General features: G+C 66.3%; 12 protein-coding genes and 1 pseudogene. 5 read left to right on the forward strand and 8 right to left on the reverse strand.

The genetic code is table 11. From position 1 onward, the window contains the following. Together H7J06_RS09660 and H7J06_RS09665 are read left to right on the forward strand one after the other, a co-directional pair. Window positions 1-1,353: Ig-like domain-containing protein (locus H7J06_RS09660; protein ID WP_264038529.1), on the forward strand; the 1,353-nt coding region annotated here is incomplete at its 5' end. A gap of 28 nt (window positions 1,354-1,381) precedes the next feature. After that, window positions 1,382-2,215 carry an ABC transporter permease gene (locus H7J06_RS09665; RefSeq protein ID WP_264038530.1) on the forward strand — a complete coding sequence of 278 codons (834 nt, stop codon included), beginning with the start codon at window positions 1,382-1,384 and terminating at the stop codon, window positions 2,213-2,215. Window positions 2,216-2,596: 381 nt separating this feature from the next. Here the strand turns inward: H7J06_RS09665 and H7J06_RS09670 are convergent, their stop codons facing one another. Continuing rightward, window positions 2,597-3,832, reverse strand: a complete 1,236-nt coding sequence (locus H7J06_RS09670; protein WP_264038531.1) for a COG4705 family protein — start codon at window positions 3,830-3,832, stop codon at window positions 2,597-2,599. Between the two features lie 193 nt (window positions 3,833-4,025). Here H7J06_RS09670 and H7J06_RS09675 point away from each other — a divergent pair, with 193 nt between their 5' ends. Together H7J06_RS09675 and H7J06_RS09680 are read left to right on the forward strand one after the other, a co-directional pair. After that, window positions 4,026-4,673 carry a phosphatase PAP2 family protein gene (locus H7J06_RS09675; RefSeq protein ID WP_264038533.1) on the forward strand — a complete coding sequence of 216 codons (648 nt, stop codon included), beginning with the start codon at window positions 4,026-4,028 and terminating at the stop codon, window positions 4,671-4,673. A gap of 23 nt (window positions 4,674-4,696) precedes the next feature. Beyond that, complete coding sequence (locus H7J06_RS09680; RefSeq protein WP_372515276.1) at window positions 4,697-6,172, forward strand: sensor histidine kinase; 1,476 nt, start codon at window positions 4,697-4,699, stop codon at window positions 6,170-6,172. A gap of 16 nt (window positions 6,173-6,188) precedes the next feature. Here H7J06_RS09680 and H7J06_RS09685 read toward each other — a convergent pair. From H7J06_RS09685 to H7J06_RS09705, 5 genes and pseudogenes are all read right to left on the reverse strand, one after another. Then, window positions 6,189-6,878: pseudogene (locus H7J06_RS09685) on the reverse strand (response regulator transcription factor). Between the two features lie 116 nt (window positions 6,879-6,994). Then, on the reverse strand, window positions 6,995-7,270 hold the full coding sequence (locus H7J06_RS09690) for a hypothetical protein (RefSeq protein ID WP_264038535.1): 276 nt from the start codon (window positions 7,268-7,270) through the stop codon (window positions 6,995-6,997). A gap of 248 nt (window positions 7,271-7,518) precedes the next feature. After that, on the reverse strand, window positions 7,519-8,448 hold the full coding sequence (locus H7J06_RS09695) for an NADP-dependent oxidoreductase (protein WP_264038536.1): 930 nt from the start codon (window positions 8,446-8,448) through the stop codon (window positions 7,519-7,521). A gap of 110 nt (window positions 8,449-8,558) precedes the next feature. Next, window positions 8,559-8,999, reverse strand: a complete 441-nt coding sequence (locus tag H7J06_RS09700) for a TIGR03618 family F420-dependent PPOX class oxidoreductase (RefSeq protein ID WP_264038537.1) — start codon at window positions 8,997-8,999, stop codon at window positions 8,559-8,561. Between the two features lie 107 nt (window positions 9,000-9,106). After that, entirely contained in the window at window positions 9,107-10,102 is a 996-nt protein-coding gene (locus tag H7J06_RS09705; RefSeq protein WP_264038538.1) for an SDR family NAD(P)-dependent oxidoreductase, read from the reverse strand. Window positions 10,103-10,704: 602 nt separating this feature from the next. Here H7J06_RS09705 and H7J06_RS09710 point away from each other — a divergent pair. Beyond that, window positions 10,705-11,340, forward strand: a complete 636-nt coding sequence (locus H7J06_RS09710) for a TetR/AcrR family transcriptional regulator (protein WP_264038539.1) — start codon at window positions 10,705-10,707, stop codon at window positions 11,338-11,340. A gap of 213 nt (window positions 11,341-11,553) precedes the next feature. Here H7J06_RS09710 and H7J06_RS09715 read toward each other — a convergent pair whose 3' ends face one another. Together H7J06_RS09715 and H7J06_RS09720 are read right to left on the reverse strand one after the other, a co-directional pair. Beyond that, window positions 11,554-11,823 carry a muconolactone Delta-isomerase gene (locus H7J06_RS09715; protein WP_264038540.1) on the reverse strand — a complete coding sequence of 90 codons (270 nt, stop codon included), beginning with the start codon at window positions 11,821-11,823 and terminating at the stop codon, window positions 11,554-11,556. A gap of 115 nt (window positions 11,824-11,938) precedes the next feature. Further along, a complete protein-coding gene (locus H7J06_RS09720) occupies window positions 11,939-12,349 on the reverse strand; it encodes a RidA family protein (RefSeq protein WP_264038541.1) in 411 nt (136 codons plus the stop codon). Window positions 12,350-12,392: the final 43 nt, after the last annotated feature.

Genomic DNA, 12,392 nt, shown 5'->3' on the forward strand with positions numbered 1-12,392 from the left:
GTCACCTACGCCTCGAACGGCGCCGAGGTCACCTCCGACAACTTCACCTATACCGTCAAGGACGACGCCGGACTGACCAGCAACGCCGCGACCGTGACAGTCACGATCACCCCGGTGAACGACCCGCCGGTGGCCAACGGCGACGTCGCCACCGTGGCCGAGGGCGGGACCACGACGATCGTGCTCACCGGCAACGACACCGATGCCGACGGCACCGTCGACGANCCGGTGGCCAACGGCGACGTCGCCACCGTGGCCGAGGGCGGGACCACGACGATCGTGCTCACCGGCAACGACACCGATGCCGACGGCACCGTCGACGAGTCCACGGTCGTGATCGTCCGGCAACCCACGGCCGGCACCGTCACCGTCAACCCGAACGGCACCGTCACCTACGCCTCGAACGGCGCCGAGGTCACCTCCGACAACTTCACCTATACCGTCAAGGACGACGCCGGACTGACCAGCAACGCCGCGACCGTGACCATCACCCCGGTCAACGACCCACCGGTGACGACCCCCGACACCTACACCGTCGCCAAGGGTGGCACGCTCACCGTCGCCGCCCCCGGAGTGCTCGGCAACGACAGTGACGTCGACGGTCCGAATCTGTTCATCATCGACGGAACCGGCGTGACGCATGGCTCGTTGGAGCTGCTCTCCGACGGCTCCTTCACCTACATCCCGGCGGCGTACTACGTCGGCTCCGACTCGTTCACCTATCAAGTCACCGACGGAATCGCCGTCTCCGCACCGGTGACCGTGAGCATCACCGTCACCGGAGTCAACGAGCCACCCGTCGGAAACGAGGACTTCTACTCACTCGCGGAGGATGGCACGCTCACCATCGGCGCTCCGGGCGTACTAGCCAACGACACCGACGCCGACAGCCCAGACTTGTTCGTCTCGGCGGCAACCGGCACGGCGTTTGGTGGGTTGGAGGTGCGCTCCGACGGCTCCTTCACCTACACCCCGGCGGCCAACTACAACGGTGCCGACTCGTTCACCTACCAAGTGTCCGACGGCAGTACGTCCTCGGCTCCGGTCACCGTGACCATCAGCATCAGTTCGGTCAACGATGCGCCAGTCGTCGCCGACGACACCATTCCCTTCCCGAAGAACGGATTCATCGGCTTCAGCCTGGCCAACAGATCCTCCGATGCCGACGGCGACACGCTGGTCGGCACACTGATCACCGGTACGCAGCACGGGAAGTTGTTCTTCGACGGCAACCAACTGGCATTCAGCTACATGCCCACCAAGGACTTCACCGGCGAAGATTCCTTCACCTACAAAGTGAACGACGGAACCGTCGACAGCAACGTCGCGACCGTGAAGTTGGTCGTCACCTAGCCGGGCGCGCGCATTGGGACACTGGGGTGTGAGCAACAGTGAACCGCTGCTGGGCCCGGGCCTCGTCGTCGTGTGTGTCGTCATGGCGGTGGCGGCGGGACTCGTCTCGAAGTTCGTCCTCAGAGGCTCCTGGTGGCCCGTACCAGGCGCCGCCGTCCGTGCGGCGGTGCAGCTGGCGGCCGTCGCCACCGTGCTGGCCGCGGCGATGTCACGATTGTGGTCTTCGGTGCTGGTGCTGATGGTGATGTTCGCGGTGGCTGCGGTGACGGCGGCCCGCCGTAGCGAAGCCGACCGCGGATCGCTGTGGCTGGCGCTGTCGCTCGCGGTCGGGATGTCCGCGGTCATACCGCTTCTGCTTCTTGCCGGGGTGGTGCCGTTGACCGGGGTTGCGCTCGTTCCGGTGTTCGGAATCGTGCTTGGCGGCACGATGACCGCCGCGGCGGTGGCTGCCCGCCGCGCACTCGACGCGTTGAGCCTACGTTCAGGGGAAGTCGAGGCGGCGCTGAGTCTTGGTCTGTCCGAGCGTGACTCGCGGATGGAGGTGATCGAGCGGCCGCTCTCCGATGCGCTGCTTCCCAACCTGGATCAAGCTCGCACGGCCGGTTTGGTGACGCTGCCCGGCGCGTTCGTGGGTGTCTTGTTGGCGACGGGGTCCGCGGCGCAGGCCGGCGCGGTCCAGGTGATGGTGTTGGTCTCTCTTCTGCTCGCGCAAGCGTGCGGTGTTGCGGTCACCGGTGAACTGGTGGCGCGCGGCCGGATTGCGCGCTCCGAGCCAGTCGTGTCGCAATCCCACGGGTGGGGCGCGGCTGCCGGTCGGCTCGCGTCAATCATTCACCGCCGACGGGGTGAGCCCCGGGCTTAGCCGCTACCGCCGGATCCGCCGCGGGCGTCGACTGACCCGTGTGAATCGTCACCGCCGTGGTGACCCGCTTTCACGCTGGCTGTGGTCATCGCCGCCGCGGTGATGCGTGACGCCATGTTCGGATCCCGCGACGAACCCCGCGGCGAACGCGAACCCGATGATGATTGTCGTCGCCGCAACCGACATCAGAATGGCGGTCACCTGACCGAGTTGCCGCCGGGGTCTGACGTGGTACCCGCGCGACAACGCCGGTGTCGAAGACCGTTCATCCGTCGGTATTTCATCGTCTGAGACGTATGGCGGCGTCGGCGACGTGTCGTCGTGTGGCAGTCGGTCGGTGCGTTCTGACACTTCGATTCGTCCGCTCGTCGAGGTGCTGGGCTACACCAGTGCAGTCAGCAGGTCGTCGAGGGCGTGTGTCTCGGTGGCGGGATCGGGACTGGCGGCCCGGATCGAGGTGAGCACGGCGTCGATGCGGCCGTCGACGGCCGTCCAGGTGTCTTCGTCCATCGGCTCGAGTGTGGGTTGCGCTTGGTCCCAGGCGGTTTCGAGGTTCTCGGCACTGGCCGTCGCGCCTGCTTGATCACCTGCCTTCACCTTGATCAGGGTGTCCAAGGTGATCGTGTGGAGACTTGCGAGGTCGGCAGGAGGGAACTTCGCGGTGGCCTGGCCGGGTGCAATCGCGGTGATCACCGCGGGGCCCTCCGCTCCAGGGGGTGCGCCGTGGGGTTGGGCGTGGGCCCACCCAAGCAACGCCGAGGCGGCGACGGCAACCACGGCGAAATAGGCCAGCATCACCCTCTCGTGACCGGGGTTGGCCGCCTGGGGTGGGTTGGTCTCCTCGATCACGTCAGCGTGGGTGACCGTGAGGTAGATGACGGTGGCGAGAATCGCCGCCAAGAAGATCACGCTGGTGATGGCGACGCCGAGCCCGAGACCATGCTCATCAGCCGAAAAGCCGAGCCAGTCACCCAGGTTGGCGCCGAGTGGGCGCGTGAGGATGTAGGCGAGCCAAAACGACAGAACCGCATTGGCGCCGAGTTTCCAGCCGACGGCGACGGCGACGATCAGTCCGACGGGCAGGAGAACCGCGATGCCGGGGCTCCAGCCGGTGAGCTCCAGGGTCCAGTCGCCCGCAGCGGTGCCGAGGGCGAACGTGACGAGGATCGCCAGCCAGTAGAACAATTCGCGAGGCATGGTGGTGATGCTGTGGATCGACAGCGTACGTTCCTTGGCCCACCACACCCCGAACACGACTGCCAACGTCGCGGCGAACACACTCGTACTCAAGGCAAGTGCTACGCCGAGATCGTCGGTGAGGATGTCGGTGTAAAGCGTGCCGGTCACGCTGACGAGGACGACCGTCAACCAGTAGACGAACGGTTTGTACCGGTCCAGGGTCAACTGCCACCCCAGGACGACGGCCAGCACGACGGTGAACATGATCGCCGTGACGTTCAGTCCGACACCGAGGCTCGCGTTGATCCAGTCGGCGAAACTCTCCCCCACGGTCGTGCACAACACCTTGATCACCCAGAACCACACGGTGATCTCCGGCACCTTGCTCAGCACGTGGCGGCGCGTCGTGGCCTCCGCCGATCTCGTTGTCTCGCTCACGAATCGGAAACGTACGGACACGTCGCTGAGACGCCGCTGAGAAGAGTCGGTCCGATGGGTCCTCAGCGTGATCACAGGGATCCATCCCGATGCTGGCGCCATGCATCTGCATCGTCGGGATGACCCTGCACGACAGCTCCAACCACCTGGCGACCGTCGGCCTCGTGCGGCGATCCTCGTACTCGCGTCGACGATGTTGTTGCTCTTCCTTGGGTTGGCCGCCGTCGCACACACTGCCGGGGGCGGGACCGCGGTGGATCACGCCGTCCTGGAGTGGATGGTCCATCACCGGGGCCGGTGGGCGACGACACTGGCGATCGCCGTCACCAACGCCGGCAGTCCGGTCGCGATGGCCCTGCTCGCGGCGCTCGCCGCGGTGCTGCTGTGGCGGCGATGTCGCTCGGTGGCCCCTGGCCTCGTCGTGGTCGCTACGTTGGGGGCGGCGACCGGGGTGAGCACGATGACCAAGGCCGTCGTGGCCGCCCGTCGTCCACCACGGTCGGTACAGCTGCTGCTCGAGGTGGATCCGACGTTCCCATCGGGACACGTCACGGGAACGTTGGCTCTGGTCGGCATCGTGGCCGTTGTCCTGGGTCGCGGCGCGAGTGCTGCGGCGCGTTGCCTACTGGTGGCGTGCGTTCTGGTCGCGACGGTCGGCGTCGCGACCACCCGCCTCTATCTCGGTGTGCACTGGCTGACCGACGTGATCGGCGGGTCGCTGCTCGGTGGACTTGCCGTGCTCGGAGGTTCGGTGGCGCTCGCCACGCTGGCACCGGTGCACGTGCGGGCCGGCCGGCAACCATGCGAGTCACCCGTCCCGCCGCCGTCGCGGATGGCATGATCCGCACAGTCGCGCTGCGACGAATGCGTTCCGTCGAAGCGGAAAGGGACCATGCCGACCACCGCGGGGGAGCGCCCGTGCCTCACTTGAGACGCCCGGGCACCTGGTGGCGGCCGCGGTACTGGGGAATCTCGGCTCGATCGGCGCTGGTCGCGGCCACAGTCGTGCTGGTGGCCTTCGTCCTCGCCGGTGCGGGTCTGGCATTCATCCTGTACCGCTCGCTGCTCTCCGGCGTCGACGACGCGGCCGCGGGCCGGGTCCGGGACATCGTCGCGGCCTTGCAGTTCGACACCGGCCCGGAATTGGACGCTGCACTGATGGCGACCGATCAGCGCATCGTTGCGGTACAGGTCGTCGACGCATCGGGAACCGTCATCAAGCGTTCGGCGTCAGCACCCGATGCACCGCTCGTCGACGTGGCCGCCTTTGGTAGCGGCCTGCGAACCGGGTTGTCGGATCACGCCTCCCGCGACGGGGACATGCGCATCAGCGGTGACACCGTCGACGCCATGGGCGGTCGGTACACCATCCTCGTCGGGGCGGGCAGCGAAGGCGTGGAGTCGACCGTCAAGACCGTCCTGGTCTTGCTCATGGGTGCGGCGCCGATCGTCACCGTGGTCTCGGCGGCGGTCACCTATGGCTTGGTGGGACGCTCGCTTCTCTCCGTGGACGCGATTCGCGCACGGGTCGCCGAGATCAGCACCTCGGACCTCGCCGAGCGCGTTCCCGTGCCGACCAATTACGACGAGATTTCCGCACTCGCGGTCACCATGAACGAAATGTTGGCCCGCATCGAGTCCGGCCACGACACCCAGCGCCGCTTCGTCGGCGACGCGTCCCACGAACTGCGTAGTCCCGTTGCTGCCATCCTCTCAGCACTCGACGTCGCGCAAGCGCACCCGGAACTTCTCAACGACGAATTCGCGTCGGCCACCTTGCGCCCCGAGGCGCAGCGGATGGAGTCCCTCGTCGAAGACCTCCTCTTGCTCGCTCGTGCCGATGAACGCGGACTAGCGTTGCAGCGCAGAGACGTCGACCTGGACGACATCGCATCGAACGAGATGGGACGTCTCCTCAGGAGGACGACGATGACCGTCGACGCCGACTTGGCGCCGACGCGTCTCGTCGGCGATCCCAGCGGACTTTCCCGCGTCCTGCGCAACCTCCTCGACAACGCAGCGAGGCACGCCACGTCGCTGGTGGAACTGAGGGTCCATGGCGATGGGAGCAACGCCGTGGTGACCGTCGGCGACGACGGTCCCGGCATCCCGGAGGCGGAGCGAGAACGCGTGTTCGACCGGTTCGTGCGACTGGACTCCGACCGGTCTCGACGCGGCGGCGGAGCCGGATTGGGGCTTGCCATTGTCTCGGAAGTGGTTGCTGCACATGGCGGCAACGTCACGATCGAAGACCGGCCCGGGGGAGGTGCGCTATTCGTGGTGCAACTGCCGCTGGTCAGCGTCGCCGACGGCTCGTACGACGCGGGTGGCCGCGGTTGAGGCATGGCCGGATCTGTCAGCTTTCGGTGACGAACTCTCCGGAGTCCAACCGGTATCCGGCTCCGCGGACCGTCTGAATCGTGTTGGTGCCGAATGGCGTGTCGATCTTGCGGCGAACGTAACCTAATTACACCTCTACCACGTTGTCCGGACCGGCGTAATGAGCGTCCCAGACGTGCTGCAGCATGTCGTTCTTGGTGACGACGGTGTCCTTGTGGCGCATAAGGTATTCGAGCACGCCGTACTCGCGTGGCGTCAGCTCTATCGGCGTGGAATCGCGCTCCACGACCCGTCGTGCCGGATCGAGGGTGAGGGTACCCGCGGTCAAGATGACCGGACGCTGCGGCGCGCCGCGACGCAGCAGGGCGCGCAGTCGCGCCAGCAGCACGATGAACGCGGCGGGCTTGCTGAGATAGTCGTCTGCGCCGAGATCGAAGGCATCGGTTTGGTCGTAGTCACCGTCCTTGGCGGTCAGCATCAAGACGGGCGTCCACACCTCACGGGCACGCAGCTTGCGCAGTACCTCATAACCGTTCAGGCCCGGCAGCATGATGTCCAGGACGATGACGTCGAACGTGTTCTCGGTTGCCTCCCAGAGGCCGTCGACGCCGTTGTCGGCGTGGACGACCACGAACCCCTCCGCGCGTAGGCCCATGGTGAGGGTGGCGGCGAACCGCGGTTCGTCCTCGACGATCAAGACCTTCACGGGTGCTCATCCTTCCCGCGTTGAGCGAGGGTTTCCAGGGGCAGCGGCGATGAGGCCGCGACCGGGCGCGTCAGGGGGAGGACGCGTCGGCCGCGGCCGGCCATCGTGGAAGCCGGCTACCGGGTCGGCGGTGCGGGCGCTGGGGTCGAGTCCGGGGTGTCGCCCGGCTCGGGCAGATCGGGCTGACCCGGCACGTCGGGGGCGTCGGCCGCGTCAGGGGTGTCGCCGGGTTCTGGGATGTCTGGCACCCCCGGCGCGTCGGGTGTGTCGGTTGGCGTAGGGCCCTGGGGGAGTGGACCGTTCAACGGATTGGCGGCCGCGACTACCCCCGCGCCGCCGACTAAGATGGCTGCCGCCGCGATGCCCGCGGCGATTACGTGGCGTTTACGCATGGTGGGTTCTCCTTTCACGCGCCGCCGGGTTGTGCGGCGTCGACCAGACCACCGTCGCAGCGAGCCGCTGTGAGGACGCTGAGCCTCCAAGGGCTGATGGGGCGTCCTCCGCATAGCTGGCGCACACTCGCTCTCGCCACGGTCACTTCAGCGACGTGGGCAACGTGCCGTGCCCTTCATGCCGCGAGGAGTTGCGCGGTGAGGTCTGGGGCTGGCCCAGTGCTACTGCGTGGACGATGCCGTCGTCGTCATGGAATCAGCAAGGTCCGACCGCGCAGTGCGCCGTCCTCGCTGAGTTGGTGCACCTGCGCAGTGTCGGAGAGGGGACGGCGCGCCTTGATGTCGAGTTGGAGCCGTCCGAGGTCGACGAGATCGACGATCTGGGTCAACTGCGTCGTGTCGCTGCGCACGCTGAAGAACACCACCCGTTGGGGACGGTCGGAGAAATCTCCACCCGGTTGGGTCGCCGACACCAGGGTCCCGCCGGGCACGATGCCGTCGAGCAGGGCGACGGTGTCCTTGGCGGTGCCGATGACGAGATTGATGGCGAGATCGACCGGTGCGTCGAGTGCGTCGGTGATCGTGGTCGAGGTGTAGTCGATGACGTGGTCGGCTCCAGCGGCGTCGACGGCGTGGGCACTGCGGGGACTCGCGGTGGCGATCACTTCGGCGCCCGCCCGTTTTGCGAGTTGGACGACGAACCCGCCGACACCGCCGCCGGCTCCGTTGACTAGGACGCGCTGTCCGGCGACGAGGTTGCCGTGTTCGAACAGTGCCTGCCAGGCGGTGAGCGCGGGGACCGGAATCGCGGCGGCGTCGGCAAGTGCGATGGTGGCGGGGGCCAACACCAGCAGTTCGGCGGGGGCGGTGACGTATTCGGCGCCGGCCCCGGGACCGGTCATGGGTAGGAATCCGATGACCTCGGCTCCGATGGCCGGACCTTGGACGCCAGGACCGTGGGCGACCACTGTTCCAGCCAGGTCGAGGCCCAGCGTGTGAGGAAGGCGCACCGGCATGATCTCTTTCATGGCTCCTGTTCTGAACCATCTGTCCACTGGGTTGAACGCCGTTGCCGCGACGGCGACGAGCACTTCTCCGGGGCCGGGCCTAGGTGTGGGGGCCTCTTCGTAGCGCAAGACGTCGACGTCGCCGTATTCGTGAAAGCGGAGCGCCTTCATAACACTTTCTCCTCTGAGATGAACCGATCGGAAGTTCGGCTGGTGAGGCGGCCACACTGTCCGTCGCGCTGTCGCGCACCATGATCGCGAAACGCTTTGTCGTGCAGCGCTTATCCGTTGCTGTAGACCCGGTCGGGGCGGATGAGTACCGCAGCTCGGCGCTGCTGGGCCATTGTCCGGTCGTAGTCGTCCCAGTCGTCGTGTTCGCCGCCGGCTGCGGTGAAGATCGCACGGAGCAGCAGCCTCAGCCCTTCGGCGTCCAGCCAGGGTTGGGGGTCATCGGGCCCGGCGAGTTCGGCGCGGCCTTCGACCGCCGCCCACTGCCAACCGTTGCGGAAGGTGGCGGTGACTTGGGGTCGAGCGCGCAGGTTCGCCAGCTTGACGGGGCCTGCCGCGACCACGGCCAAGACGGTCTCCCCGGTGGCGGGATGGTCCAACACGCCTGCGTTGACCAACGACGACTGGATGGTGCCGTCGGCCCGGAGCGTCGACAGCACCACCAGGCCTTGCTCGTCGCTGGACAGCGATGCTGCTTCGTGAAGTGTGGTCACGGAATGTACTCCTCGGTGTCGTGGTCTATCTCTCGTCCGTCTATGTCTGGCCGCCGCCGCGGCGCGTGTGGCGGCAGACGTGTAACCGTGGCGGTGGGCGCTGGCCGTCAGCGGGATTCGACGCCACCGATGGTGTGGGGAGGCGATTGTCGATGTGAGCGTGACTCTTTCACGAAGCGGTGGATGGCTTCGTAGGCATGCTGTTGTATCGCCGGGTCCTTGAAGTCTGCGACGATCTCCGACTGATCCACGAGGGGTCCGACGACTTTGCCTGGCCTGCTGGCGTAGAACACGCCGCTGCGCAACCGATCGTCTGTGACTCCGTCGGCCAGCCGCTTGGCGCCCTTCTCCAGCTGGTGTCCGACGCCCAGGGCGGGAAGGACGTGGGGCAGCATGACGTGATTCATCAGCGCCCGAGTGACGGAGCCCATGTCGCGCAACGCGTCGGTTCCCGCGGTGTTGCCCGGGCTCACCGTGAGCAGCCGCAGGTCGGGGTGCTGTCGCGCCAGTGCCGACATCCACAACGCACCAAGGTATTTCACCTGTCCGTAGGCGAGGAAAGTGTTGAACTCGTGCTGCGTGAAGTACGAACCGTCGATGACGCTGACGAATTCCTCCACCGAGTGGTCGGTGAACGTGGGCCGCGGCATCCGCATCATACGAACGCCGCGCGCAGCTTCACTGCCCACCAGGACCGCGGCGTTGGTCAATGCCCCGGCGGCGAGGAGATTCTCGAGTAGGACGACGTGGCCCAGGACGTTCGAGCCGAAGACATGCGTGACGCCGTCGGCGGTGAGCGCCAGTGGTGTTGGGCCGCCGGTGCCGCCGGCGTTCATGACCACCGAATGCAGTGGGCCATCCAATGTGTTCAGCGCGGACCTCACCGAGTCCACGTCGGTCAGGTCCATCCGCACGACCGAGAAGATGGGCCTACCCGTGAGGCGCTGCAGGTCGAAGGCGGCAGATTGCCCGCTGTCGGCGTTTCGACACGCCAGATAGATCCTGTCGAAGTCGCCGGTAAGAGCGAGTTGGCGTGCCACCTCCTTGCCGAGCCCAACGTTGGCACCGGTGATCAAAACCGCCTTGGAAGACGTCGCAGCCATGCTGTCATTTCCTTTCGATGGAGACTCGATGGAGCCTTCGCGCCGGCGCCACCGACGGGAGAAGCCGTCCGTGAGCGTGTCGCTGCGGCCCGATGGAACAGCCCGAAGATCTCGGGCTGTGATGTCGCGTAGTTGTCTGTGCGCAGGCCGCGCCGAGTGTCGACGTCGCCGTCAGTGTTTCTTCTGTACGCGACGACTGCCCTAGTCGTACACGTGTTGTTTGTAGTGCGTACTACATAATTGCTCTTCGGGACTCGGATGTCAACCGTTGGGTCGGCTGGTGGGAGACATAGCTGACATGACGTTGAATCTGGCCTATCAGAAGGTTATTGGATGATTTTGTCGCACGGAGCAGGTTCACCGCGGCGTGGCGACCCCGTATCGGTCGCTCTAGATATCGAATATCAGAATGTAGTGTGGAGTTCACTGAGTAGGGCGATGGGGCTACACTCACTTTCAGGTTGCCGCGGGCGGTACCCCGTAGAACCCCAGTAGGTCGGACGACCGGTTCGCAGCACCGCGAGCAGAACGCATGACGACTGGGAAGGGGGATCAGGGGAGCGGGGCCGCGCAACGGATCTCGCCAGACCTGACCAAAAGTGATGGCAGCGAACGAATCAGTCACCGAGCCGCGACGGCTCACCCCCAAGGGGCACGCGACGCGGGAGCGGATCGTCGCAACAGCAGCGCAACTGATGCACGACCACGGTGTCGCCGGCACGAGTCTTGGCGACGTCCAGAAAGCAGCGGGCGTTGGCGTTTCGCAGGTGTATCACTACTTCGCGGACAAGGATTCGCTGATCAGGGCCGTTGTCGCGCACCGCATCCAGGCTCTGCTGGCCACGCTCGGCGGCCTGGACACGATGGAGGGCCTGCGAGCTTGGCGAGACCTTCTCGTCGACACCCTCGGCCAGCGCAACTGTCAGGGTGGTTGCCCGGTCGGGTCCTTGGCCGGTGAGTTGGCCGAGTCCCTCCCGGAGTGTCGAGCCGACCTCGCCGTGGGATTCGACCAGTGGGAAGCGGTGATCCGCGAGGGCCTACAGACCATGTACGACCGGGGCGATCTGCGCCGCAAGGCCAGCCCCGATCGGTTGGCGACCGCGCTGCTGGCCGCGGTCGAAGGCGGCATGCTGCTCGCGCAGGTTCGCCGCGACCCCGCCCCTCTCGCAACGGCACTCGATGAGGTCCTCGACCGCATCGAGGAGCTCAGGCCCCGACGCGCACCGGCTCGTCAGTGAGCCTGCACGTCACCGTCATTGCTGGAGTCCGTTGGCGCGGCTCCTTGCGTGGCCGGGGTGGTGGGCTGCAGCACCGCAACGGCCACCGCCCCGTTTCGGAGGCGCGTGAATTCCTTGACGCCATAGCGCTCGTTGACACCGGCACTGCTGAACCGCTCTATGTAATGCATTGCGCATCACCACCGAGCCGTGCGGGGCGGCACGCGGTGGCCGTCATGGGGTGTAGTTGGCTAGTGCGGTGACGTCGATCTCGGTGTAGGGCCGGATCGGCAGGCTGGCGAGCGCCTCCTCCAAGGCATTGGCATCAGCGGCTGACCAGATGCCGATATTCGCCCGAGTACCAGGCAGCCGCCAGAGTTGCCGAATCACCCCCTGCGACAGCAGCTCTCGGCCCCTTGACCGTTCACGCTCGAGCAGAACCGTGCGTTCGTCCTCGGGTAGGTCGTAGGCGCGGCTGAAGTCCACGCGAACCAGGAAGTCCATCGTTCTCCTCTCATCACATGGTCCGCACGCGGACCCTTCGGGGCGCAGGTGGCCCTCGTTCGGCCCGTTCACGGCCCGAATGCGTTGCCGTGGCCTCGTCGCGGGAGGGCGCGTGCTAGTCGAGCACCGCGATCGCCTCCACCTCGACGAGGTGCTCGGGGACGAACAACGCGGCGACGCCAATCAAGGTGCCCGGCGGCATGAACGTGGTGACACCGAGTTTGGCGCAGGCTCGGGCGCGCCCCTCCTGCACCAAGGGCATCTTGTCCACCGACCAGTCGGTCACGTAGTTGGTCAGTTTGACGATGTCGTCGAAGGAGCCGCCAATCTCGGCGAGTGCCGCACCGACGTTGAGATAGCACTGCTCGACCTGCGCGGCGAGGTCGCCCTCACCGACTAGCGTTCCGTTAGCATCCCAGGCGACCTGCCCGGCCATGAACACGATTTTGGAACCGGAGGCGATAGACACCTGGTGGAAGAACTCGACTTTCGGCAGGCCCTGCGGGTCCGTCAAGGTGACGCTCATGTAGAACTCTCCTTCTGTCGTGAAGGCCGCTAGCCCCCAAGGT

Source organism: Mycolicibacterium hodleri (assembly GCF_025822245.1).
Classification (GTDB): Bacteria; Actinomycetota; Actinomycetes; order Mycobacteriales; family Mycobacteriaceae; genus Mycobacterium; species Mycobacterium hodleri.

Excerpts from the sequence above, each read along its gene's own strand:
- H7J06_RS09675 (WP_264038533.1), top strand. The coding sequence starts at position 4,026 with ATGTTGTTGCTCTTCCTTGGGTTGGCCGCCGTCGCACACACTGCCGGG.
- H7J06_RS09680 (WP_372515276.1), top strand. The coding sequence starts at position 4,697 with ATGCGTTCCGTCGAAGCGGAAAGGGACCATGCCGACCACCGCGGGGGA.
- H7J06_RS09690 (WP_264038535.1), bottom strand. The coding sequence starts at position 7,270 with ATGCGTAAACGCCACGTAATCGCCGCGGGCATCGCGGCGGCAGCCATC.
- H7J06_RS09695 (WP_264038536.1), bottom strand. The coding sequence starts at position 8,448 with ATGAAGGCGCTCCGCTTTCACGAATACGGCGACGTCGACGTCTTGCGC.
- H7J06_RS09705 (WP_264038538.1), bottom strand. The coding sequence starts at position 10,102 with ATGGCTGCGACGTCTTCCAAGGCGGTTTTGATCACCGGTGCCAACGTT.
- H7J06_RS09710 (WP_264038539.1), top strand. The coding sequence starts at position 10,705 with ATGGCAGCGAACGAATCAGTCACCGAGCCGCGACGGCTCACCCCCAAG.
- H7J06_RS09715 (WP_264038540.1), bottom strand. The coding sequence starts at position 11,823 with ATGGACTTCCTGGTTCGCGTGGACTTCAGCCGCGCCTACGACCTACCC.
- H7J06_RS09720 (WP_264038541.1), bottom strand. The coding sequence starts at position 12,349 with ATGAGCGTCACCTTGACGGACCCGCAGGGCCTGCCGAAAGTCGAGTTC.